Origin of the sequence: Pseudomonas sp. NGC7, from assembly GCF_047159675.1 — a bacterium.
Lineage (GTDB): Bacteria > Pseudomonadota > Gammaproteobacteria > Pseudomonadales > Pseudomonadaceae > Aquipseudomonas > Aquipseudomonas kermanshahensis.
Genome location: NZ_BAAFZY010000001.1, coordinates 4,271,861 through 4,293,979, shown reverse-complemented (window position 1 = coordinate 4,293,979; position 22,119 = coordinate 4,271,861). Strand labels below are relative to the sequence as shown.

At 59.1% G+C, this 22,119-nt stretch carries 22 protein-coding genes and 1 tRNA gene; 15 read left to right on the top strand and 8 right to left on the bottom strand.

Annotated elements, in window-relative coordinates; translation table 11 throughout:
* Positions 1 to 53: 53 nt before the first annotated feature.
* Entirely contained in the window at positions 54 to 356 is a 303-nt protein-coding gene (locus ACMCNM_RS19150) for a hypothetical protein (RefSeq protein WP_099454632.1), read from the bottom strand.
* A gap of 334 nt (positions 357 to 690) precedes the next feature.
* Between ACMCNM_RS19150 and thrS the strand changes: the two genes are divergently transcribed.
* The 9 genes from thrS (at position 691) to ACMCNM_RS19105 (ending at position 8,165) form a co-directional block, all read left to right on the top strand.
* On the top strand, positions 691 to 2,613 hold the full coding sequence (thrS, locus tag ACMCNM_RS19145) for a threonine--tRNA ligase (RefSeq protein ID WP_027596147.1): 1,923 nt from the start codon (positions 691 to 693) through the stop codon (positions 2,611 to 2,613).
* Positions 2,613 to 3,164: a translation initiation factor IF-3 gene (gene infC / locus ACMCNM_RS19140; protein ID WP_016487884.1), complete on the top strand. Its 552-nt coding sequence runs from the start codon at positions 2,613 to 2,615 to the stop codon at positions 3,162 to 3,164. The genes thrS and infC overlap by 1 nt, the downstream gene beginning before the upstream one ends.
* A 60-nt stretch (positions 3,165 to 3,224) precedes the next feature.
* A complete protein-coding gene (gene rpmI, locus ACMCNM_RS19135; RefSeq protein ID WP_008100408.1) occupies positions 3,225 to 3,419 on the top strand; it encodes a 50S ribosomal protein L35 in 195 nt (64 codons plus the stop codon).
* Between the two features lie 28 nt (positions 3,420 to 3,447).
* Positions 3,448 to 3,804, top strand: a complete 357-nt coding sequence (gene rplT, locus ACMCNM_RS19130) for a 50S ribosomal protein L20 (protein WP_003250671.1) — start codon at positions 3,448 to 3,450, stop codon at positions 3,802 to 3,804.
* 109 nt (positions 3,805 to 3,913) lie between these two features.
* A complete protein-coding gene (gene pheS / locus ACMCNM_RS19125; RefSeq protein ID WP_027596148.1) occupies positions 3,914 to 4,930 on the top strand; it encodes a phenylalanine--tRNA ligase subunit alpha in 1,017 nt (338 codons plus the stop codon).
* 33 nt (positions 4,931 to 4,963) lie between these two features.
* Entirely contained in the window at positions 4,964 to 7,345 is a 2,382-nt protein-coding gene (gene pheT, locus ACMCNM_RS19120) for a phenylalanine--tRNA ligase subunit beta (protein ID WP_412765181.1), read from the top strand.
* 4 nt (positions 7,346 to 7,349) lie between these two features.
* Positions 7,350 to 7,652: an integration host factor subunit alpha gene (gene ihfA, locus ACMCNM_RS19115; protein ID WP_003250679.1), complete on the top strand. Its 303-nt coding sequence runs from the start codon at positions 7,350 to 7,352 to the stop codon at positions 7,650 to 7,652.
* Entirely contained in the window at positions 7,633 to 7,989 is a 357-nt protein-coding gene (locus ACMCNM_RS19110) for a MerR family transcriptional regulator (RefSeq protein ID WP_008100384.1), read from the top strand. Before ihfA ends, ACMCNM_RS19110 begins: the two co-directional genes overlap by 20 nt.
* Positions 7,990 to 8,088: 99 nt before the next feature.
* A tRNA-Pro gene (locus ACMCNM_RS19105) sits at positions 8,089 to 8,165 on the top strand.
* Between the two features lie 77 nt (positions 8,166 to 8,242).
* Here the strand turns inward: ACMCNM_RS19105 and ACMCNM_RS19100 are convergent.
* Entirely contained in the window at positions 8,243 to 8,503 is a 261-nt protein-coding gene (locus ACMCNM_RS19100) for a hypothetical protein (protein WP_186680082.1), read from the bottom strand.
* A 216-nt stretch (positions 8,504 to 8,719) separates the two neighbouring features.
* Between ACMCNM_RS19100 and ACMCNM_RS19095 the strand changes: the two genes are divergently transcribed.
* The 4 genes from ACMCNM_RS19095 (at position 8,720) to ACMCNM_RS19080 (ending at position 11,940) form a co-directional block, all read left to right on the top strand.
* Positions 8,720 to 9,748 (top strand): hypothetical protein, encoded by a 1,029-nt coding sequence (locus ACMCNM_RS19095; RefSeq protein ID WP_412765180.1) that lies wholly within the window; start codon positions 8,720 to 8,722, stop codon positions 9,746 to 9,748.
* Positions 9,749 to 9,908: 160 nt separating this feature from the next.
* The gene (gene trbK / locus ACMCNM_RS19090) at positions 9,909 to 10,127 is read left to right on the top strand and encodes an entry exclusion lipoprotein TrbK (protein ID WP_412765179.1); all 219 of its coding nucleotides are present in this window, start codon (positions 9,909 to 9,911) and stop codon (positions 10,125 to 10,127) included.
* Positions 10,128 to 10,929: 802 nt separating this feature from the next.
* Positions 10,930 to 11,400 (top strand): lysozyme inhibitor LprI family protein, encoded by a 471-nt coding sequence (locus ACMCNM_RS19085; protein ID WP_186703218.1) that lies wholly within the window; start codon positions 10,930 to 10,932, stop codon positions 11,398 to 11,400.
* A 72-nt stretch (positions 11,401 to 11,472) separates the two neighbouring features.
* Positions 11,473 to 11,940: a lysozyme inhibitor LprI family protein gene (locus ACMCNM_RS19080; protein WP_412765178.1), complete on the top strand. Its 468-nt coding sequence runs from the start codon at positions 11,473 to 11,475 to the stop codon at positions 11,938 to 11,940.
* Positions 11,941 to 12,107: 167 nt separating this feature from the next.
* On the opposite strand, the gene ACMCNM_RS19075 is transcribed toward ACMCNM_RS19080, so the two are convergent.
* Positions 12,108 to 12,377 carry a DUF3077 domain-containing protein gene (locus tag ACMCNM_RS19075; RefSeq protein ID WP_412765177.1) on the bottom strand — a complete coding sequence of 90 codons (270 nt, stop codon included), beginning with the start codon at positions 12,375 to 12,377 and terminating at the stop codon, positions 12,108 to 12,110.
* A 14-nt stretch (positions 12,378 to 12,391) separates the two neighbouring features.
* On the bottom strand, positions 12,392 to 12,634 hold the full coding sequence (locus tag ACMCNM_RS19070) for a hypothetical protein (RefSeq protein ID WP_412765176.1): 243 nt from the start codon (positions 12,632 to 12,634) through the stop codon (positions 12,392 to 12,394).
* Positions 12,635 to 13,879: 1,245 nt separating this feature from the next.
* Here ACMCNM_RS19070 and ACMCNM_RS19065 point away from each other — a divergent pair.
* Complete coding sequence (locus ACMCNM_RS19065; RefSeq protein WP_412765175.1) at positions 13,880 to 16,045, top strand: methyl-accepting chemotaxis protein; 2,166 nt, start codon at positions 13,880 to 13,882, stop codon at positions 16,043 to 16,045.
* A gap of 72 nt (positions 16,046 to 16,117) precedes the next feature.
* Here ACMCNM_RS19065 and ACMCNM_RS19060 read toward each other — a convergent pair whose 3' ends face one another.
* The 4 genes from ACMCNM_RS19060 to ACMCNM_RS19045 form a co-directional block, all read right to left on the bottom strand.
* On the bottom strand, positions 16,118 to 18,163 hold the full coding sequence (locus ACMCNM_RS19060) for a TonB-dependent receptor domain-containing protein (protein ID WP_412765174.1): 2,046 nt from the start codon (positions 18,161 to 18,163) through the stop codon (positions 16,118 to 16,120).
* A 238-nt stretch (positions 18,164 to 18,401) separates the two neighbouring features.
* Entirely contained in the window at positions 18,402 to 19,565 is a 1,164-nt protein-coding gene (locus tag ACMCNM_RS19055) for an AAA family ATPase (RefSeq protein WP_186679892.1), read from the bottom strand.
* 192 nt (positions 19,566 to 19,757) lie between these two features.
* Positions 19,758 to 20,132, bottom strand: coding sequence for a cupin domain-containing protein (locus ACMCNM_RS19050; RefSeq protein ID WP_099428897.1), 375 nt, complete (start codon positions 20,130 to 20,132; stop codon positions 19,758 to 19,760).
* Positions 20,133 to 20,204: 72 nt separating this feature from the next.
* Positions 20,205 to 21,029 carry an AraC family transcriptional regulator gene (locus ACMCNM_RS19045; protein ID WP_186679890.1) on the bottom strand — a complete coding sequence of 275 codons (825 nt, stop codon included), beginning with the start codon at positions 21,027 to 21,029 and terminating at the stop codon, positions 20,205 to 20,207.
* Positions 21,030 to 21,203: 174 nt separating this feature from the next.
* On the opposite strand from ACMCNM_RS19045, the gene ACMCNM_RS19040 reads away from it, so the two are divergent.
* Positions 21,204 to 21,890 carry a hypothetical protein gene (locus ACMCNM_RS19040; RefSeq protein ID WP_412765939.1) on the top strand — a complete coding sequence of 229 codons (687 nt, stop codon included), beginning with the start codon at positions 21,204 to 21,206 and terminating at the stop codon, positions 21,888 to 21,890.
* Positions 21,891 to 22,119: the final 229 nt, after the last annotated feature.

Genomic DNA, 22,119 nt, shown 5'->3' with positions numbered 1-22,119 from the left:
GCCAGATGTTGATCCAGCGCAAACAATGGGTGGCGAACCCCGGCTTTATGGTTTCAGCCCTTCGTGCATGCTTGCTTAACAACCGTTTGAGCTTTCTGCATCAGTTTGGCGTCCACGCCATCACTGCTGTTCAGGTCCTTGATCTCTTCATCGCTGAAGTTCTTTTCGATAGCTGTTGCGCCACAGGTGCAGTGCTGCTGCGCCGCCTTGGCGTCCAGGCCCTGGCCAGAGGCGACCTTGGTGCACTGGGACATGTAGTTTTGCTTCGCGCCAGCCGGGAACGAACCCGCGTTGGCCGCAACCGGCAGCAGCAGGGCGCCAGCAACGCTCAGGGCCAGAAGAGACGGAAATCTCATAACCAGACACTCCTTGGTTTAGGTCTCATCAAGAGTAGGATGCTTCCCAAAGTCTGATAGGAATTTTTCCGTGTAAGTTCACCCCGGTTGTGTAATTTCCAAATATTTCTGCATCGTGCCCAACCCCGCGTGCTAGCATGCTCGGCTTGTAGCTGACAACGTGCAGCTCACCTGTTTTTTACCTTCCAGTCACTCTGGTTCGCCCCTGGTAAGCCGAAAGGCTTCTGCCACTGTGAGGCAGGCTTTCTCTCGAGAAAGACAGCGCGGATCTTGTACTGGCTCATCCCAACCCACGTGACCTTTGGTAGGGGTCACCACTAGGAGAGGAGGCGCCATGCCCACTATTACTCTTCCCGATGGCAGTCAACGTTCGTTTGATCACGCCGTATCCGTAGCCGACGTCGCCGCCTCTATTGGTGCCGGCCTGGCCAAGGCCACCCTGGCCGGCAAGGTCGACGGCAAGCTGGTCGACGCCTGCGACCTGATCACCCACGACGCCACCCTGCAGATCATCACCCCTAAAGATGAAGAGGGACTGGAGATCATCCGTCACTCGTGCGCCCACTTGATCGGCCACGCGGTGAAACAGCTGTACCCGACCGCCAAGATGGTGATCGGCCCGGTGATCGACGAAGGCTTCTATTACGACATCGCCTATGAGCGCCCCTTCACCCCAGAAGACATGGCCGCCATCGAAAAGCGCATGCTGCAGCTGATCGAGAAGGATTACGACGTCGTCAAGAAGATGACCCCGCGCGCCGAAGTCATCGACGTGTTCAAGGCCCGTGGCGAAGACTACAAGCTGCGCCTGGTCGAAGACATGCCGGATGAACAGGCCATGGGCCTGTACTACCACGAAGAATACGTCGACATGTGCCGTGGCCCGCACGTGCCGAACACGCGCTTCCTCAAGGCATTCAAGCTGACCAAGCTGTCCGGCGCCTACTGGCGCGGCGATGCCAAGAACGAGCAGCTGCAACGCGTCTACGGCACCGCCTGGGCTGACAAGAAGCAGCTGGCCGCCTATATCCAGCGCATCGAAGAAGCCGAAAAACGCGACCACCGCAAGATCGGCAAGCAGCTCGACCTCTTCCACCTGCAGGAGGAAGCCCCAGGCATGGTGTTCTGGCACCCGGACGGCTGGACCGTCTATCAGGTGCTCGAGCAGTACATGCGCAAGGTTCAGCGCGACAACAACTACCTCGAAATCAAGACCCCGCAGGTCGTTGACCGTATTCTGTGGGAGCGTTCCGGCCACTGGTCCAACTACGCCGAGAACATGTTCACCACGTCGTCGGAAAACCGTGACTACGCGGTCAAGCCGATGAACTGCCCGTGCCACGTGCAGGTGTTCAACCAGGGCCTGAAGTCGTACCGCGACCTGCCGATGCGCCTGGCCGAGTTCGGTGCTTGCCACCGTAATGAGCCGTCCGGCGCCCTGCACGGCATCATGCGTGTGCGTGGCTTCACCCAGGACGACGCGCACATCTTCTGCACCGAAGATCAGGTGAAGAAAGAAGCCGCCGACTTCATCAAGCTGACCCTGGACGTCTACAAGGACTTCGGTTTCAGTGACATCGCCATGAAGCTCTCGACCCGCCCAGCCAAGCGCGTGGGCTCTGAAGAGCTGTGGGACCGCGCCGAAGGCGCCCTGGCCGATGCCCTGAACGAGTCTGGCCTGGAGTGGGAATACCAGCCGGGCGAGGGCGCGTTCTACGGTCCGAAGATCGAATTTACCCTGCGCGACTGCCTCGGCCGTAACTGGCAGTGTGGTACCCTGCAGTACGATCCGAACTTGCCAGAGCGTCTGGACGCCAGCTACATCGCCGAAGACAATAGCCGCAAGCGCCCGGTAATGCTGCACCGCGCCATCCTCGGTTCGTTCGAACGCTTCATCGGCATGCTCATCGAGCATTACGCGGGTGTGTTCCCGGCATGGCTGGCGCCGACCCAGGCAGTGGTCATGAATATCACCGACAAACAGGCCGATTTCGCCCTTGAAGTTGAGAAATCTCTGAACGGTAGCGGTTTCCGTGCCAAGTCGGACTTGAGAAATGAGAAGATCGGCTTTAAAATCCGCGAGCATACTTTGCTCAAGGTCCCGTACCTTTTGGTTATAGGGGACCGCGAAGTCGAAACGCAAACCGTCGCTGTGCGTACTCGCGAAGGCGCAGACCTGGGCTCCATGCCCGTCGCGCAATTCGCTGAGCTCCTGACACAAGCGGTTTCCCGGCGTGGTCGCCAAGAATCGGAGTAATGACTATTAAGCGTGAAATGAGAAACGATAAACGTGCTGTACCGAAGGCCCCGATCAACGAGAATATCTCGGCCCGCGAGGTTCGGTTAATTGGCGCAGACGGCGAGCAGGTTGGCATCGTCTCGATTGATGAAGCGCTGCGTATCGCTGATGAAGCGAAGCTGGATCTGGTGGAAATCTCTGCAGACGCGGTACCGCCGGTCTGCAAGGTCATGGACTACGGCAAGCACCTCTTCGAAAAGAAGAAGCAGGCTAACGAAGCCAAGAAAAACCAGAAGCAGATCCAGATCAAAGAAATCAAGTTTCGTCCAGGGACGGAGGATGGGGATTACCAGGTAAAACTACGCAACCTGGTACGTTTCCTTACCGATGGGGACAAGGCCAAGATCTCTCTGAGATTCCGTGGTCGTGAGATGGCCCACCAGGAGCTGGGCATGGAGCTGTTGAAGCGGGTTGAAAATGACCTGCTTGAATACGGCACCGTTGAGCAGCATCCTAAGATGGAAGGACGCCAGCTTATGATGGTCATCGCCCCCAAGAAAAAGAAGTAATCTCCCGGGCACGGCAGGCCTGATGATTATGTGTAATTTTATCGAATGCGGAGTTCCAACATGCCAAAAATGAAAACCAAGAGCGGTGCTGCGAAGCGTTTCCTGAAAACAGCTTCGGGCTTCAAGCACAAGCACGCTTTCAAGAGCCACATCCTGACCAAAATGTCGACCAAGCGTAAGCGTCAACTGCGTGGTAGCAGCTTGCTGCACCCGTCTGACGTCGCGAAAGTCGCGCGCATGCTGCGCGTTCGTTAATTCTGGTCAAAGATAGAGGAAGTTACTCATGGCTCGTGTAAAGCGCGGCGTTATCGCTCGTAAGCGTCACAAAAAAATTCTGAAACTGGCTAAAGGTTACTACGGTGCACGCTCGCGCGTATTCCGCGTAGCCAAGCAGGCTGTCATCAAGGCCGGTCAATACGCCTACCGTGACCGTCGCCAGAAGAAGCGTCAGTTCCGCGCACTGTGGATCGCTCGTATCAACGCCGGTGCCCGCACCAACGGTCTGTCTTACAGCCGTCTGATTGCTGGCCTGAAAAAGGCGTCGATCGAAATCGACCGTAAGGTTCTGGCCGATCTGGCAGTGAACGAAAAAGCGGCGTTTGCTGCGATTGTCGAGAAAGCTAAAGCCGTTCTGGCTTAAGTACCCGCGACAATCACCCGGCGGCGCTAGCGTCGCCGGGCATTGAACGTCATCGATAGGGGAAGAGCCTTCAAAGCTCTTCCCCTATTTTCGTATCTGGAGTCTGTACATGGAAAACCTGGATGCGCTGGTCTCGCAAGCCCTTGAGGCCGTAGAGCGCGCTGAAGACATCAATGCCCTGGAACAGATCCGGGTTCAATATCTCGGCAAGAAAGGCGAGCTGACCCAGGTGATGAAGACCCTGGGCAACCTGCCAGCCGAAGAGCGGCCGAAAGTCGGCGCGCTGATCAACGATGCCAAGGAACGCGTCACCGAGGTGCTCAACGCACGCAAGGCCGCCTATGAAGAAGCCGAGCTCAGCGCTCGCCTGGCTGCCGAATGCATTGACGTGACCCTGCCAGGCCGTGGCCAGACCACCGGTGGCCTGCACCCGATTACCCGTACACTCGAGCGCATCGAGCAGTTCTTCACCCACATCGGCTACGGCATTGCCGAAGGCCCAGAGGTCGAAGACGATTACCACAACTTCGAAGCGCTCAACATCCCCGGCCACCACCCGGCGCGGGCGATGCACGACACCTTCTATTTCAATGCCAACATGCTGCTGCGCACCCACACCTCGCCGGTGCAGGTGCGGACCATGGAGTCCAGCCAGCCGCCCATTCGCATTGTCTGCCCGGGCCGCGTCTACCGCTGCGACTCGGATATCACCCACTCGCCGATGTTCCACCAGGTCGAAGGCCTGCTGATCGATCGCGATATCAACTTCGCCGACCTCAAGGGCACCATCGAAGAATTCCTGCGCGTCTTCTTCGAAAAAGAACTGGCTGTGCGCTTCCGCCCGTCGTTCTTCCCCTTCACCGAGCCGTCCGCTGAAGTCGACATCCAGTGCGTGATGTGTTCTGGCAAAGGCTGCCGCGTCTGCAAGCAGACCGGCTGGCTCGAAGTCATGGGCTGCGGCATGGTCCACCCGAACGTGCTGCGCATGTCCGGCATCGACCCTGAAGAATTCCAGGGCTTCGCCTTCGGCATGGGCGCCGAGCGCCTGGCCATGCTGCGCTATGGCGTCAACGATTTGCGTCTGTTCTTCGACAACGACCTGCGCTTCCTCGCGCAATTCCGCTAGGTCAATGCCCGACGCAACTTTCAGGAGAACAGCATGAAATTCAGTGAACAGTGGCTGCGCGGTTGGGTAAACCCGCAAGTCTCCCGTGACGAACTGGTCGCCCGCCTGTCCATGGCCGGCCTCGAAGTCGACAGCGTAACCCCCGCTGCCGGCCAGTTCAGCGGCATCGTCGTGGGCGAAATCCTCGCCACCGAGCAACACCCGGACGCCGACAAGCTGCGCGTCTGCCAGGTCAGCAACGGCCAGGAAACCTTCCAGGTCGTCTGCGGCGCCCCCAATGCGCGCCCGGGCATCAAGATCCCGTTCGCCATGATCGGTGCCGAACTGCCAGGTGACTTCAAGATCAAGAAGGCCAAGCTGCGCGGCGTCGAGTCGTTCGGCATGCTGTGCTCGGCGGCCGAGCTGCAGATCAGCGAAGAAAACGACGGCCTGCTGGAACTGGCGGATGACGCCCCGGTTGGCGAAGACATTCGCCAGTACCTGAGCCTGGACGACGCCAGCATCGAAATCGGCCTGACCCCGAACCGCGGCGACTGCCTGTCCCTGGCCGGCCTGGCCCGCGATGTCAGCGCCCTGTACAACGTCCCGGTCACCCGCCCAGTCGTCCCGGCTGTACCGGCTGCCCACGACGAAGTGCGCCCGGTCGAAGTGACTGCCCCGGCTGCCTGCCCACGCTACCTGGGCCGCGTTATCCGCAACGTCGACCTGTCCAAGCCGACCCCGCTGTGGATGGTCGAACGCCTGCGCCGCAGTGACGTGCGCAGCATCGACGCCGCCGTCGACATCACCAACTACGTGATGCTCGAACTCGGCCAGCCGATGCACGCCTTCGACCTTGCCGAAATCAACGGCGGCATCCGCGTCCGCATGGCCGAAGAGGGCGAAAAACTCGTTCTGCTCGACGGCCAGGAAGTCGCCCTGCGTGCCGACACCCTGGTCATCGCCGACCACACCCGCGCCCTGGCCATTGCTGGCGTCATGGGTGGTGAGCACAGCGGCGTCAACACCGAAAAAACCCGCGACCTGTTCCTCGAGAGCGCTTTCTTCGAGCCGATCTCCGTTGCTGGCAAGGCCCGTTCCTACGGCCTGCACACCGATGCCTCGCACCGCTACGAGCGCGGCGTCGACTCGCAGCTGGCCCGCGAAGCCATGGAACGCGCCACCGCGCTGATCCTGGAAATCGTCGGCGGCGAAGCCGGCCCGATCGTCGAAGCCGTCAGCGAACAGCACCTGCCGAACGTCGCCCCGGTAACACTGCGCGCCGAACGCATCACCCAGATGCTTGGCATGGAGCTGGAAGCCGCCCAGGTCGAGCAACTGCTCAACGCCCTGGAGCTGACCACCACGGCGAACGGGGCAGGGCAGTGGACCGTCAACGTCCCAAGCCACCGCTTCGACATCAGCCTGGAAGTCGACCTGATCGAAGAGCTGGCCCGCCTGTACGGCTACAACAACCTGCCGGTCCGCTACCCACAGGCGCGCCTCGCGCCCCAGGGCAAGCCGGAAACCCGCGGTGACCTGCCGAACCTGCGCCGCCTGCTGGTCGCCCGCGGCTACCAGGAAGCCATCACCTACAGCTTCATCGACCCGAAGTTGTTCGAGCTGTTCACCCCTGGCGTCGAGCCGCTGCTGCTGGCCAACCCCATCTCCAGCGACATGGCCGCCATGCGCGCGTCCCTGTGGCCGGGCCTGGTCAAGGCGCTGCAGCACAACCTCAACCGCCAGCAAGACCGCGTACGCCTGTTCGAAAGCGGCCTGCGCTTCGTCGGCCAGCTCGGTAACCTCGAGCAGCAACCGATGATCGCTGGCGTCGTCACCGGCAGCCGCCTGCCAGAAGGCTGGGCCAACGGCCGCGACGGCATCGACTTCTTCGACGTCAAAGCCGACGTGGAAGCCCTGCTGGGTTACTCCGGCGCGCTGAGCGACTTCACCTTCAGCGCCGGCAAACACCCCGCCCTGCACCCAGGCCAAACCGCCCTCATCGAGCGCGACGGCAAGCCCGTCGGCCACCTCGGCGCCATTCACCCTGAGCTTGCCAAAGCCCTGGGCCTGGATCGCCCGGTGTTCCTGTTCGAGCTGGTATTGGGTGAGGTGGTCGAAGGCCGCCTGCCGAAGTTCAGCGAACTGTCCAAGTTCCCAGAAACCCGTCGTGACCTGGCGTTGATTGCAGGACGTGATGTAGCTTCTAACGCGGTGCTTGAATTAATTCGTGACAATGCAGGCGAATGGCTCACAGACCTCAGGCTGTTTGATGTCTACCAAGGTAAAGGCATTGATCCTGATAGAAAAAGCCTGGCCGTCGGCTTGACCTGGCAGCATCCATCGCGCACTCTTAACGACGATGAGGTGAACGTTACCCTGCAAAATATCCTCACCTCGCTCGAACAAAGGTTGAACACCACGTTAAGGAAATAACGGCATGGGTGCTCTGACGAAAGCTGAGATGGCCGAAAGGCTGTACGAGGAGCTGGGGCTTAACAAGCGTGAGGCCAAGGAGTTGGTCGAGCTGTTTTTCGAAGAAATTCGGCACGCACTTGAAGAGAACGAGCAGGTCAAGCTGTCCGGCTTCGGCAACTTCGACCTCCGCGACAAACGCCAGCGGCCGGGCCGCAACCCCAAGACAGGGGAAGAGATCCCGATCACCGCTCGCCGCGTCGTCACCTTTCGTCCAGGGCAGAAGTTGAAGGCCCGGGTTGAGGCCTATGCTGGAACCAAGCCATAACGACGAACTGCCCCCCATACCGGGCAAACGCTACTTCACCATTGGTGAAGTCAGCGAGCTTTGCGCGGTAAAGCCGCACGTGCTGCGGTATTGGGAGCAGGAGTTCCCTCAGTTGAACCCCGTGAAGCGGCGGGGGAATCGGCGGTATTACCAGCGCCAGGACGTGCTGATGATCCGCCAGATTCGAGCGCTGCTGTATGACCAGGGGTTCACCATTGGCGGGGCGCGGTTGCGGCTCTCCAGTGATGAGGTGAAAGATGAGTCAAGCCAGTACAAGCAACTGATTCGGCAGATGATTGTTGAGTTGGAGGATGTGTTGGTGGTGTTGAAGAAGTGATTTGCTCCGACGAATGGAAATTTTTTTGAGAAAAAGCTTTCATTTATCAAAAGGTTAGGGTAGATTCTTCAACGTTCTCAGCGGTATCGAGAATAGAGTCGGGGCGTAGCGCAGCCCGGTAGCGCACTTGCATGGGGTGCAAGGGGTCGAGTGTTCGAATCACTCCGTCCCGACCAAAAATCCCTAAAAAATCCAGTCACTTCGCGGTGACTGGATTTTTTTATGGGCGGCTCTGCGCAAAATGGGCGCAAAACTATCCGGCGAATTCGCCACTATCCAGCTTCTGGTAGTTCCTGGTCATACCGTCAGTCGTATGCCCCGCGATCTTCTGGCCATCTTTCTCCGCCCGCTTGTTCAGGCCGGTCGCCACCAGCACATCAAGGTTGTTCGAGTCCTCGTAGCCCGGGCTTGTGAGGAAGTGGCTGCGGCTGATGCTGTGTCGGTCTGAGCATTCAGCGCACAAGCCAAGGGTGAGCCAGAGCAGGCCGAGCTGCTTCTCGGTGGCTTCAATCATAGCTTTCTCCATGCATGCGCCGCCCTCGCTGGGGTGGCGTTATCGTCGATAGGAAAGGTTGTCTGAACTGCCAAACGCGCTGGCTGCCCAACGGAAGGCAATCCAGAGGCTGCTACGGGAGCAACAAGGGGTTGTGGCACAGTGGCGTGTTACGGATCGCTGAGGTTTCCAGCGTGGGATGCGGCGCTTTCGATACTCATGAAGGAGAAACAGAACATGGCGACTCTTTCGAGATTGTTACTCATCGGCGTCAGCACAATCTTCGTCAGCTCGTTTAGCCATGCTCAGGCGGGCTCGGCTGCGGCAATCGCTGCCCATTCTCAAATCATGAGCGCGTTCGAGGCGTCGGTGGCGACCCATGCGGAGCCCAACTTTTCAATCTTGAAAGCGCTGGACTTCAAGTCCCAAAGCTATCAGGAGACGGTTCAGCGTCTTGGTGTTCGATTCACGTACCCACAAGGCTTTGAAATCGATGAGCAACGTGACCTGCTGTACGTTCTGCGGTACTCCAATGGCCGGCCTGCTCGCGCCGTGATTGAGAAGTACCGGTGGAGCTCTGGTGAATTGCTCTCGACCTACATCATTCCTGAGCCTCAGGCCTCGGTGTCCGAGGGCCTTGTGGTGACCCAGGAAGAGGGTGGTGATGTTGCCTTCCTGCGGTCCGATAGCGCCCTTACGCGCTACCGTCTTGTAGATGATCAATCCGGTTTCGGCACCACGCAAAAGCTTGAGGCGGTTGCAAGCAACGTTGCCCAGAGTTTCTATCACAAAGGTGGCGAGTGGTATGTCGAAAAGTTCAAGACGCCGGAAGACGCCCTTGGGCAGAGCCGCGGCCAGTACTCGGTGCTCGACAGCAGCTTCAAACACGTTCGGTACGTGAATTTTGCGCCGCAGTACTCCGGGTACCGAAATTCTGAGCAGCTCAATCTACCCAAGCACCAGGGTTTCGCGGTAACAGATAACGGCTATGCAATGACCATGGGCGGCTATTGGTCGTCGCGCATGAAGGCAACCCCGTACCACTATTTCGGCGTGAACCTGTTTGACCGGCACGGCAAGATCGTCAAGTCGGAATACATTGCCCCTGAGGCCCTGGTTTCACAGCTATCAGCGATGGGAATTCAGGCTGACACCGTCGAGAACGAGGGCATTCAGGCCTTGAGCAACGGCAAATTGGTGACCTTGCAGGTGGTCCGCACGGGTAATCGGAGCGGGAAACTTCTATTCCTCACCCTGAGCCCTTGAACCCCCATTTTTTGGTCGTGATCTGCGGCAAGGCAATTTCGACTGAGGGCGCCGCCCTCGCTGGGGTGGCGCGATTCTGATTGGGCTAGAGTTGAGTCACATTTTGCGGGAGGGGTGGATCTTTGCTATAACGCCCGGCCATTTCACAGGAAGGACCCTCATGAAACTAGCCATTGCTCCGCTCTTCGTTGCCGCACTCGCTATTGGCTTGGCCGGCTGCAAAGAAGACGCCGCCGACACTGCTTCCTACGAGCCCACTGCAGAACACTGCCAGCCCGATTACCTGAAAACGCTTCCGGACAACAAGGCTCGCGAAGACTTGGTCGAGAAGTGCATGACCGGTGGTTCGTACAAGAAGTCAGAGCCGAAGACCTGGTAACGTCCGATCTTCGTCAGTCAGCGCCGCCTCATCAGGCGGCGTTTTCGTTAGCGTGTATGGCGCTGGCGAGGAGCGCCGCAATTCGTGGTGGTAAGCTTCGCCCCTTACCAAACAAGGAGAGTGGTAATGGGATTGCGGGAGAGACATAAGGCGTTTCAGGAGTGGTTCACGCCTAAGCGTAGGAGGCGAGCGGGTGGAGCGTTGTTAGCTATCTGGGCTGTCGGTATCTGCGTATACCCTGGCAAGCACTGGATCTACGTAATGATGCCGGGAATCATAGGGTTCTTCAGCGCTTGGCCACCAGAGCTGCACGATAAGCGTTGAGGCGCTGGCGGGCCGCGCCGGAGTCAGCGCTGGCGCAACGCGGGCGAGTAGGGACGGCCAGGTGCCGGAGTCGACCACCTATGCCGAATGGAACGGGAAGCAATCGGCAGTGCGTCAGGACGAGATCCTCGGGCCGGAGCGCGGCAAGCTTCTGCGCCAAGGCAAGCTCAAAGAGTTCTACAACGACAAGGGCAGTTTTATTACTCTTGAGGATCTACGCCGGTTCGGATTAGCGGGGCGCAATAGGGCGGCCCGATGGCCCAGATCTGCAAAGCCCATGAGGCCGCTATGGCCGAGCGTGACAAGCGCGTAGATGAGCTGTCCCGGAAGGCCGCGACTACTGCTAACCAGGCTGCCGAGGCCCTGAATCGAGCACCGCCGTAGCTGCGCTACAAGTAAATGGACGCCGCTTGGTAGTGCGCAATCTCTTTTTGCAGCAATATGCAGTCCCTAATAGACATCTCAAGGAGTGAGGCGCGTGAAAGGGTTGTTTCAAGGAATCTGCATAGGGTTGTTGATCGTGATGGGTGCTGCCCATGCTGATGTTGGCCGCGAGGAAGAGCTGGATGATGCGGTCCGTCAGTTCGCAGCAAAGGTGGAGGCGGTGTGGCAGCAGTGCCTAAGTAGACCAGACGTGCACACTACGAATGATAGCGACATGTGTCTCTCCGCGATGGTGCGCACAAGTAACGAGAAAGTGGAGGTTAAGTACCAGGAAAAACTGGTTAAGGCTCAGCAAATGACTGAGAGTCCTGACATATTTTCATCTTATGAGAAAGTCCCTGTCATGCTTAAGGCTTCTCAGGTACGGTGGAAGGAATATGTCAAATCTGATTGTGATGGGATTTACGAAGAGAGCGTAGCTGGAACCGCTCGGTCTACTAATGCACTTTTGTGTGAGTACAAACACGCGCTCCAGCGACTGCGTGCACTCGACGGTTGGTACTAATATTAGTTGGGATACAACGTGCTTCTCCAACACGATGCAGCCGGCGAATTTTCACCTCAAGGAGTGAGATCTATGAAAAGGATTATTAAAGCAGGTTTTCTGGCTTTGTTGGCAGCCGGCATGGTGCATGCTGATGTTGGGAGGGAAGAGGCCCTAGATGAGGCAGTGCGTCAGTTCGCTGCGAAGATTGAAACCGAGTGGCAACAGTGCTTAAGAAAGCCGAACACGCGTACGACGCAAGATAGTGATCTGTGCCTGTTAGCGATGGTGCAGGCGGCGAATGAAGGAGTCAAAAAGAAGTATCAGGAAAAAATGGTGACCGCTCAGGATATGGCCGAGCACCCAGATAGGTTTGCATCCTACGAGAAAGTTCCTTCAATGCTCAAAGGCTCTCAGGCGCTGTGGGAGCAGTATGTCAAAACTGACTGCGACGGAATTTACGCGGAGAACGCGGCTGGAACCGCTCGCTCTGGTGAATCCCTCTTTTGCGAATACAAACACGCACTTCATCGCCTGCGCGCACTAGATGAATGGTTCTAAAGCCTTTGGTCTTCCGCCCTTCAATACTCGGCCGTTAGTGGCTTTTTCTGGGGGAGGCATCTGCGATTGTGCTTGGATCGCTGGGGCCGCTTTGCGGCCCTTTCCGACCGGTCCGGTGCCCGGGCCGCTCATACAGATAGGGCGTTGGGCCTTTAGAGAGGTTGTGATCAAGAGGTGGCCATCATTCCAAGTTCAGCATCGTCGAGCAGCGCTTTGGCCAGGGCGCAGAGGTAGTGCGAGGCCCAGAGCAGTTGGGGTTTGCCTTCCATGAGGCCGTCGATGGAGAGGTCGCGGGCATAGCCCATCAGTTCCGAGGCTTGTTCGCGGGCGCTTTGGCAGGGGATGCCGGGTTCGATGCGGAACAGCGGGTGGGTCTGGTTTTCACCTTGGTAGAAGGTGGTTTTGCCGACAGTGAATTTGGTTTCTTCGGTGGCCATGGTTTGATCTCCCATCAGTGCTGGCTCGTCGGACCCGTCGGCATTTGCAGCTGTGCCAATGCCACTTCAAGCATTCTGCGCAGGGCTTCGAGTTCGTGCACTGAGGCCATGATCAACAAGGAGGAGGACGACTTGGGTTGCATCATCATCGCCTGCTGGGCGACGGCTTCGGCACAGAGTGCGTAGTCTGCAGCCATCATTAGCGTGTCTTCCAGGGAGTGGAAGTTGTGGGGTGGATCGGGGACTATCTTCAGCATGCTTACGCTCCAACAATGGTTGAGCTGCAGCCCGCCTCGCTGTCAAACAAGAAGGTGGCAGCTGTACGCGGGTTGACAGACCGAGATTGTTGGCACTCGGCGCACACGAGGGTGCCCGCACGTACAGCCGCCATAAGCGTATGCACACGGACAACAATCGACGGCCTGTCAAAACCGGTCGCTGGATTGGCAGCGACAGGCCGAGACTATGACTCACGTTTTGCGTGCGCAACGAAAAAAAGGCGTCGCGAGTATCTTTGGGAAATGCCCTACAAGAAAGGGGCTAAATCTGATTTTTCATCGGTTAGGCGTAACTACATGTATCGCGCTCACCGCTCAGGGAAACGTAACTCCATGTGAGTGCACGGATATTCAGAATTAGTTTAAAATTCGCGCCTCTACCATCTCAAAGGACTGAATTTGTGGTAAGTCAAAATGCCATCACCTGCCCACACTGTCAGGGTCAAAACGTACAGCTTCTTTCTGTCATTCATGCCGCCGGAACCTCTCATTTCCAAGCCACTCATGAGGCGCACTCAGGGTTCGGGCCGCGTGTAACTGTTGAAACGACCGGGCGCCAGCAGACTAACTTGAGCGCTAGCGTCGCACCTCCAGGCGCTAAACGTCTGCGTGGCCCGATAGTGCTTACAGTGGTGGGGGGCATCATCCTTTACGATGGGCTTAAATTGTCCTGGGAAGTGGACTGGACCAGGTTCTTCATTGGTGTCACGTTCATCACCATCGGTGTGATCGGATTTGTGCGGCACTGGCGGCACAACGTTGTGCAATATGATCAGTACGAAGAGTGGCGTCGTACCTGGCTGTGCCATGCCTGCAACACGAGATTCCAGCCTTCCTAACGTACACCTCAATAGTCGTTAGAGCCCGCCTAGTCCGTAGTGCTGTTCAGTAAGTTATTCATAGCCTGTAGTGGGGCCGCTTTGCGGCCCATCGCGGCACAAGGCCGCTCCCACCCGAAATGTGTAGTCTCAAAGGCTAGCGCCGCACCTGTGGGAGCTGGCTTGCCAGCGATGAGGCCGGCACAAGCACCACAAGACAGTTGCTCCCACAACGATCGCTTCATTCTCCCCGCGCCCCTTCAGGGTGCAAAGTGGCCTGAAATAACAGCCTTTATGCACCATCAGTAAGCGTCCAGTGCCAGCTACTACCCCTCAATACGCTTGGATTACAGTTGGCGTGGAAGTTGCTGGCATTTTGATATCTGTGTCGCATGTGGTGAACTTAATGTCGCTTTCAAGTAGTTCCATGCAGTTGTCATCGAGCGAGCGGGGCTGGCTGCCCTGGTTTGGCAAAGCCGGCAAGTTCAGCATGGGGTGGGCGTGCCGCCTCAATCGTTCGAACTATGGAGAAATCGAGCAGACGTTCGAAGCCATTGCCCAGACGCGGGTGCAGTTGCTGCACAACTGGGCGCGCGAACAATGGGATCACTTGGCAGAGTTGGCGGAATACCTGGCAGCAGACTTCGCTCATGTGCAGCCTTCGGCACTACTCGACAAACTGGCACAGGCCGAAGACTTTTCCGAACTGAGTGTGATCGACAGCACGGGCAACGTCAGGGTATCCACTTGGCCAAAGCGTGGCAGCACGCAGATCGAGCAGCTCGCGGCGTTGGCCCATGGTTTGAAAGCGCCGTTTCTTCACGGGCCGTACAGCGACCCGTTGACCTTGCAGATCGGCCCATCCTCGTCGCGTTTTCACGATGAGGTGACGCTGATGTTCTATCAGCCGATCAGGCACGCGGGCAAAGTCCTGGGTTGCCTGTGTGGTCGGGTCCCCAATGATGTGCTGGGCGACCTGATCCAGCGCGAGGCCGGGCATATCTATGCCGAGTCGGGCGACAATTACCTGTTCATGGTGCAGTCACGCTTCGACCCGACCGTGCAGCCAGGCATCGCCTTGTCCCGTTCGCGCTTCGAAGACGGGACGTTTACCCATGGTGAAAACCTCAAGAGCGGCGTGCGCACGCCCTGGAGCACTGTGCAGGTGCAGCGCCATACCGAGTTGGAGCTGCGCTTCACCGACCCCGCGACGCGTGAACTGCACCCCGGCGTGCGGGAAACCATACGGCGTGGCGCCAACCTGTTCGTGACGTACCCGGGTTATTCGGACTACCGCCATGTGCCCGTGGTCGGCAAGGGCGTGACCTTCCAGTTACCAGGGTCGCCCGACCGCTGGGGCATGATGTGCGAGGCAGACTTGGAGGAGGTCTACCGCCGCCGTTCGCTGAGCTACCGGTTGATGAAACCCTACGTGGCGAGCATGGTTGGGCTGTTCGGCTGTAATTACCTGGTGCAGCATTACGCCGGATTGCCACAGGGGGTGAACGACGCCATCCAGGCCCTCAGCATGGTCGGCGCTACGCTGCTGTTCGGCGTGCTCGGGCCCAGGCGCCTGGCGGCGAGGTTGAACGGCATGAGCGGTGTACTGCGTACCATCGCCGAGGGTGAGGGCAACCTGCGCCAGCGCCTGGACACGGGCGCCCTGGCCAATGACGAGAGTGGCGACATGGCGCGCTGGATCAACAGTTTCATCGACCGCTTGGATGCCGTGGTGGGGCAGGTGGTCAAGGCCAGCCGCACGGTTGGCAGCACCAACCAGATGATGCTCGGGCGCAGCCAGGAAGCGAGCGTGAGCTCTGTCGAGGTGGCCGATGCGGTGCACCAGATGATGATCATCATGGAGGAGCAGCTCGGTGAGCTGCAGCAGGCTTCGGTCAGCGCCGAACAGATGAAGCAGGCCATGGACGAGGTGGTCTGCCGCGCCCGCGAACAGTACCTGGCTGTGCAGGCGGGCACCCAATCGATTCGCGATGTGGTGGCCCGCTCGGCCTCCAGTGTGCAGCTGCTCGACAGCCGCATGGCGCAGATTGGCAATATCACCGGGCTGATCAGCGACATCACCAACCAGACCAACCTACTGGCGCTAAATGCCGCCATTGAGGCGGCACGGGCGGGCGAGCATGGCCGTGGGTTCGCGGTGGTGGCCGATGAAGTGCGCAGCCTGGCGGCCCGCACCGCGCGGGCGGCCGACGATATCCGGCACATGGTTGAAGGCCTGCAGAACGAAACGCAGCTAGCGGTGAGTTTTATGGAGGAGGGCGTGCAGAACGTCGATGATAGTTTGCGCCTGGCCGAGGATGCATCGTCGGAGAACGTTCAACTTCATCAGGCGGTGGAGGGCATGTTCGCCATCATCCAGCAGCTCAACCGCCGCAGCATCGAGTACGGCAAGACCATCGAGCAGGTTAACCACTCCTCCAGCGAGATGCGCCAAACCGCAGTGGTGCTGCAAAACAGCGCGCAGAAGGTGAAGGTGGATGCCGGCAAGCTGCAGAAGCTGGTGGGGCAGTTCGAGGTCAGCGGTGATGGCGAACGGGTCGCTGCCGCTTGAGCGCCGACGGCGCCTCACTCAACTCACCCAGAATTCGTGTAAGAGCGCGAATTCTGGGGTTTACGCTTCCAATTAGAAGTAGGTAGTTACACCGGCGAAGTACGCCCGACCGGGTACGTAAAAGCTGGTCGAGTCATCACGTGGGTCTTCATCCAACAGGTTCTGCACGCCGACGTTCAGGGTCAGCCAGCGGGTTGCTGACCAGTTGGCGGTCAGATCGTACGTGGTGTACGACTTGACGAAGTCGGTGCCCAGGCCGCGTTGCTTGCCCACGTGCTGAGCTGACAATTCTGTGCCGATCCGTTCGGTGATCTGCCAGTCGATGGCGCTGAACAACGACAGCTTCGGCGAGCTGATCAGGTCTTCACCGGTCGACAGGTTGCGGCTTTCGAGCATGTAGGTGGCGTTGGTGCGCCAGCTGGCATTTTCCCACAACGGCACTTTGGTGCTGCCTTCCCAGCCGCGGGTGCGGGCCTCCTCAGCATTTTCAAGCATGGTCCACCAGCGGCCCTGGAAATACCCCAGCGGCGCGTACTCGATTTTGTCCTCGAAGTCGGTGTGGAAGTAAGTGAGGCTGGCCTCCCAACCGTCGCGGTCGAAGGAGACACCAATCTCCTTGTTGGTGCTGATTTCTGGGCGTAGGTTCGGGTTGCCGGCCATCCAGCAACTGCCGGTCACGTAACCCAGCGGGCGTAGCGATGTACAACCGCGACCGCCCGAGTTGGTCGCCGCGCCAGCACTGCCTTCTTTCAGGCTGGGGGCACGGAAACCTCGTGACACGCCACCGCGCACCGTCCAGTCAGGGTGAGGGTGATAGACCAGATAAGCACGTGGGCTGTTATGGTTGCCGTATTCGTCGCTGTGGTCGAAGCGGTTCCCCAACGTCAGCGACAGGTTATCGAGCAGAAACAGCTCGTCCTCGACGAACAGCGCAGAGTAGTCGCCCTCAAGATCCGCGCCGCCCACCGCTGCCCCTTGGTAATCAACGGGTACGGTGCCCAGCGTGTCGGTGTTGGTCAGTTGCTCACGCTTCCACTGGCCGCCAACGGTGAGGCGCTGGTTTACCAACAGGTCAAACGGGATGTTAAGGCTACCCTCGACGATTTTTTCTTCCGAGTTAGCCTTGCCCTCGCTGAGGTCGTTGTTGAACTTGTTCAGGTAAGCGTCGATACGCGAGGTGCCAAAGCCCCAGTCGCCGTGGTGAGAGACCACGAAGCTATCACGGGTGAGGCGTCCGGCACCGAAGGCTTCACCTACCGTGTCACCCCAGTCGCCGTAGGTTTTCTTCGACGACCACGAACGCTCGACGCCTTGGATCGCTTCGAAGGACAACTCATGGTTTTCGTTGATCTGCCAATTAAGCAACGCGTTGACGCTGTGGTCTTTGGCGCCGCCGGCGCCGTCGTTGTAAACGAAGTCACCCAGTGCGTCGAGGCGCGGCGCGGCTTCGTCGGCAGCGCGCCGAGTCAGGTTGGCGCCCAGGCGCAGCCCCAGGGAGTCGGTCAAAGGGCCAGAAAGGTTAACGCTGGTCTGGTTGGTCTGACCACGGTCGGAGTCTTCCGGGATCGTGGTGTTGACGTTGAGCGAGCCGCTCCACTCACGGGACACTTTGCGAGTGATGATATTGATCACGCCGCCCATGGCGTCTGACCCATACAACGATGACATCGGCCCGCGCACGATCTCGATCCGCTCAATCATGTTCGGCGAGATCCAGTTGATGTCCTGGCGACCCAGATCACGGCGGTAATGGGTGTCGGCGGAACTGCCGACGCGTTTACCGTCCACCAGGATCAAGGTGTATTTGTCGTCGAGGCCGCGCAGCTTGATTTTCGACTGCTCGCCCACCGGGCCGTAGCCCCCGGTGACGCCGGGTATGCGGCGTAGCAGGGTGTTCAGGTCGTAGACCGGCTGTCGCTCGATTTCTTCCCGGGTAATGACGCTGACACTGGCCGGCGCGTCGCGCACATCAGTGCCGCCGCCCGTGGCGGTGACGAACGAAGCTTCCAGTTCTGTAGCGGGGAGCGGTTCAAGCTCATGGGCTTCCTCGGCCTGGACGGCAGTCGCGGTGAGCAGTGCGACGGTGAGCAGGGCACGGGAAAAAGGTGGGCATGGCATCGTGAAACAGTCCTTGTCGAGCGGTTGGATTCCAGGGGCAGAATGCAATCGGGGCAGGACACTAACGCAAATGAGAATTGTTTAAAAGAAAATGTTAAAAATAATTTACTGAAAATTTACAAAAAATTGACCCAGCGAAGGGGCATTCCAGGCTTGCAGCCACGGCTACCTGACGGCAGGCCGTTACCGGCCCGCACACCAAGAATCTGACAGTCCCGAAAGAGCATTCAGGTCGCGATCAATCCACCCAGCGCCACAGCGGCTCATCTAACAGCCCAACACCGCGCAGCTGCGTTTGCCCCTGGATCTTCTCCAGCTCCAGCACATTGCAGCCATCACAGGCCGACAGCGCCTCTATCAACGGGGCGCTGTGAGACACAACCCAAACTTGGCTACGACGCGAAGCGCGAATGATCAACCGCGCTAGCGCAGGAAGCAGGTCAGCATGCAAGCTGGTTTCCGGCTCGTTCAGCACCATCAATGACGGCGGCCGTGGCGTCAGCAGTGCTGCCATCAACAGCAGATAACGCAGGGTCCCATCCGACAATTCAGCACCCCCCAGCGGGCGCAAAAGCCCATGCTGATGGAGCTGTACGCTGAACAGCCCACCCGGCGGTGCATCAATCGCCAGGCGACTCCCAGGAAACGCGTCATCCAGTGCCGCTACGAGGTCCTCAACCTCACCAATCTCGATGATGGTCTGCAATGCCGAGGCAAGGTTGCGCCCATCGTGATGCAGAACCGGCGAGCGAGTCCCGAGCTGTGGTTGACGGCAAGGCGCGTCACGGTCGATGCGGAAGTGATCGTAGAACCGCCAGCTGTTGATGAACGCCCGCAGCTCCCCGATCTCGGGTGCCTGGCGTGGCCGGCCTACGATGTTGAAAAAGCTCTCACAGCTGTCGGCATGTTGATCGAGTACCGTCCAACTGTTTCCCTCCCGGGCACGAACCATCGCGTTTTTACGTTCAACCAGCAAGGACGATGGCCGGTACGCGCCGGCGGCCCAGATGGCTTCGGTTTTGATCTCGGGGTCGAGCATGAATGCGCTGGGATAGGGCAGGGGAATCGGCAGGCCGAGTGAGATGGCAAAGCCGAAATCCTCGGTGGCGAAGCCGAGGCGCAGGCGTTTGGCGTCGCTCGGGTGCTGGCCTTGGATGGGCACTTCACCGCGCTTCATGCGTGCGCTCATCTCAGGCCCCGCCCACCAGGTCGAATCCAGTCCGCCTTCGCGAGCGAGCGCTTCGATCACGCCGCCCTGAGCGGTTTCGGCGAGCAGGCGCAGGGCTTTGTACAGGTTGGATTTGCCGCTGCCGTTGGCACCGGTCACCAAGTTGAGTTGGCCCAATGGCAACACAAGGTGGTTGATCGAGCGGTAGTTACCGATGGCGAGGGTGGTGAGCATGCGGGGCGTCCCAGCTTGAACTGAGTGGCCGATTGTGGCGGAACTGGAGCGGCCTTACTACCGCTCAACGTGGGCCTTTTCTTGAAACGCTGGGGCCGCTATGCGGCCCTTTCGCGGCACAAGGCCGCTCCTACAGGGGGCGGCGTTGAGCCTGTTACTCTGCCGTAATGCCGCCCCTGAAGCAGCGCCGACTCAGATCCACACGTCGTTCAAGGCTGTGCGCTCACCCCCTTCATGGCCGGTATTCAGCACGCCGCGTGGCTCGATCATCATCAGTTTCGCTTCGCCCTGGGCCGCTGTCCTGTGCTCTACCCCACGTGGCACCACATACAGTTCGCCCGGGTTCACATAGACGCAGCCCTCGGGTAGGTCGATGCGTAACGTGCCTTCAAGCACAAGAAACGCTTCGTCGGTCTCTGGGTGCGAGTGCCAGATGAATTCACCCTCGATTCGCACGACCTTGAACTGATAGTCGTTCATTTCGGCGACCACCCTCGGGCTCCACTGTCGATCGATCAGCGAAGCCTTTTGGGCCAGGTTCACAGGTTGCAAGTTGGCGTTGGTCATGACGGATCCTCTGTAGTTGAGGTAGTCAGCCTATCGAACCCGAAGCGCGCGGCGCTTGTACGATCCTGCAAGTCAGCGCGCAGGCCGCAGCCGTTCCAGCCAGCGCAAAGGCGACACGCCATAGCTGCGGGTGAAGTGCCGGGTCATGTGGCTTTGATCGTGAAAGCCCGCAGCCAGGGCTGCATCAACCAGCGTGAAGCCATCCAGCATCAGCCGCCGAACAGTGTCCAGGCGCCGCAGCGTGACAAAGCGATAGGGGCTGGTGCCGTAAAGGGCGCGGAAGTCCCGTGACAAGCTCCATTGCTCGCGCCCGCTGGCCTGTTCGAGCATTTCCAGGGTGATGCCCAGGTGCAGGTGCTCCATGATGAATGCCCGGGCGCGCTCGGCCGAGCGATAGTCCAGGCGTTTGCGACCACGTGGCTTGCCGCCGACCGCACGCAAGGCCATGGCCAGGTCGTAGACGGCGTCCTGCTCTTCCAGTGTTTCCAGGGGGTGGTCCAGTGCCTGCACGAAGGCTTCACTGGCGCGGTACAGGCGCGGGTCGCTGGACAGCCCGCCAGCTATGAAGGGTAACGGCTCACCGCTGAGCACGTTTTGGATCAGCGCCGGGTCGATGTAGGCCATGCGGTAGCGAAAGCCCGCCTCCGTGCCGGCCATGCCGTCATGCACTTCATCAGGGTGCAGGACCAGCGTATTACCGGGTACGCCGTGGCACAGTGCCCCCTTGTAGTGAAAGCTCTGCACGCCGGCAAGGGTGCGGCCGATCGAATAGGTGTCGTGACGATGCGGATCGTAGCCATGGCTACCGAACCATGCTTCGATCCGCTCTACGCTGCCGGGTTGAGCGCTGCGTATGACCCAGTCCGAGGTGGCTGCGTGGGCTGTTTTACGTTCCATGGGGGGCTTTCCTGCCGGGTTCCCTGCGTGAATGTCACTTGAAAACGGTTGCCTACTGATTAAAGCTGCACTCAGGTCAGAGGCCTGAACCCCTGAGCCAGATTGGGGGTCCTAGCGTACAGAAAACGCGAACCAAGGAGGGTTATGTCCAACGTGAAATGCACCCAATCGCTTATGCTATTGCTGGCAGCGGCCACGCTCGCCGCCTGCGTCCCCTGGAAGCGCGAGCGCCCCGCCTACGCAGACCTTTGCCAGTCCGAATTTCAATTCAAAGTGCCAGGCCCGCAAGGGGAGACCACCCTCTACCTGGAAACCTACCTCTACGACCACGCCGCCCACTGGAGCGACCGGCCAATCGAGCAAGTCCTGCACGTTGAATACCCCGGCGAAAAATACGCGCGGCGTGAATTCTATGTGCAACTGATCGCCTACAACAAAAACCGCCAGCGCCCATCGTCCAGCTCCAACCGCGGCGAGCAACCGATCCCGGTCCTCTACGACAGTCGCCAGGCTTATATCACCTTCGAAGATGGCTCACGCCTGCAGGCGCGGCCCGAGGTGTACCTGGGCATCGACAAAACCTACGACTATCCGCTCGTTTACCCAACCGCCGCGCGCCCATCGCCCTACGACATCAACAGCGACGAAGTACACCGCAACATCCCCAAGATCACCAACAACAAACGCTACGGCTCCGCCTATGTGATTTTCCAAACGGACAAGTTCGATGCCAATTCCAAGTGGACCATCCACCTGGGCGCGCTGGAGGTTCAAGGCCAGAAGCTGCCGATTCCACCGATCAAACTCTGCTACCAACCTGTGAAGAAATGGATCGGTATCGAGCCTTTGATGCGGCCATGAGGTAATGCCTTTATCGGCATGGAGGGGCAATCCACCGCCGTGGTGCTGCGCCCCTATATTTGAACTGCCCAACTGCAGGGGTGCCTAACGAACATCAATTAGAGGGTAGCAAGATGACTGAGCGCAAAGACGACCAGAAGCAACAAAGCCAAGTACCGGCGCATTCCACGGAAGCGGAAAAGGCCAAGCTTAAGGACAAGAACAAGGATGGAATCCCGCCGGGTGCTGA

Coding starts and splice junctions, on each gene's coding strand:
- ACMCNM_RS19150 (WP_099454632.1), bottom strand. CDS start 356: ATGAGATTTCCGTCTCTTCTGGCCCTGAGCGTTGCTGGCGCCCTGCTG.
- thrS (WP_027596147.1), top strand. CDS start 691: ATGCCCACTATTACTCTTCCCGATGGCAGTCAACGTTCGTTTGATCAC.
- infC (WP_016487884.1), top strand. CDS start 2,613: ATGACTATTAAGCGTGAAATGAGAAACGATAAACGTGCTGTACCGAAG.
- rpmI (WP_008100408.1), top strand. CDS start 3,225: ATGCCAAAAATGAAAACCAAGAGCGGTGCTGCGAAGCGTTTCCTGAAA.
- rplT (WP_003250671.1), top strand. CDS start 3,448: ATGGCTCGTGTAAAGCGCGGCGTTATCGCTCGTAAGCGTCACAAAAAA.
- pheS (WP_027596148.1), top strand. CDS start 3,914: ATGGAAAACCTGGATGCGCTGGTCTCGCAAGCCCTTGAGGCCGTAGAG.
- pheT (WP_412765181.1), top strand. CDS start 4,964: ATGAAATTCAGTGAACAGTGGCTGCGCGGTTGGGTAAACCCGCAAGTC.
- ihfA (WP_003250679.1), top strand. CDS start 7,350: ATGGGTGCTCTGACGAAAGCTGAGATGGCCGAAAGGCTGTACGAGGAG.
- ACMCNM_RS19110 (WP_008100384.1), top strand. CDS start 7,633: ATGCTGGAACCAAGCCATAACGACGAACTGCCCCCCATACCGGGCAAA.
- ACMCNM_RS19100 (WP_186680082.1), bottom strand. CDS start 8,503: ATGATTGAAGCCACCGAGAAGCAGCTCGGCCTGCTCTGGCTCACCCTT.
- ACMCNM_RS19095 (WP_412765180.1), top strand. CDS start 8,720: ATGGCGACTCTTTCGAGATTGTTACTCATCGGCGTCAGCACAATCTTC.
- trbK (WP_412765179.1), top strand. CDS start 9,909: ATGAAACTAGCCATTGCTCCGCTCTTCGTTGCCGCACTCGCTATTGGC.
- ACMCNM_RS19080 (WP_412765178.1), top strand. CDS start 11,473: ATGAAAAGGATTATTAAAGCAGGTTTTCTGGCTTTGTTGGCAGCCGGC.
- ACMCNM_RS19075 (WP_412765177.1), bottom strand. CDS start 12,377: ATGGCCACCGAAGAAACCAAATTCACTGTCGGCAAAACCACCTTCTAC.
- ACMCNM_RS19070 (WP_412765176.1), bottom strand. CDS start 12,634: ATGCTGAAGATAGTCCCCGATCCACCCCACAACTTCCACTCCCTGGAA.
- ACMCNM_RS19065 (WP_412765175.1), top strand. CDS start 13,880: ATGTCGCTTTCAAGTAGTTCCATGCAGTTGTCATCGAGCGAGCGGGGC.
- ACMCNM_RS19060 (WP_412765174.1), bottom strand. CDS start 18,163: ATGCCATGCCCACCTTTTTCCCGTGCCCTGCTCACCGTCGCACTGCTC.
- ACMCNM_RS19055 (WP_186679892.1), bottom strand. CDS start 19,565: ATGCTCACCACCCTCGCCATCGGTAACTACCGCTCGATCAACCACCTT.
- ACMCNM_RS19050 (WP_099428897.1), bottom strand. CDS start 20,132: ATGACCAACGCCAACTTGCAACCTGTGAACCTGGCCCAAAAGGCTTCG.
- ACMCNM_RS19045 (WP_186679890.1), bottom strand. CDS start 21,029: ATGGAACGTAAAACAGCCCACGCAGCCACCTCGGACTGGGTCATACGC.
- ACMCNM_RS19040 (WP_412765939.1), top strand. CDS start 21,204: ATGCTATTGCTGGCAGCGGCCACGCTCGCCGCCTGCGTCCCCTGGAAG.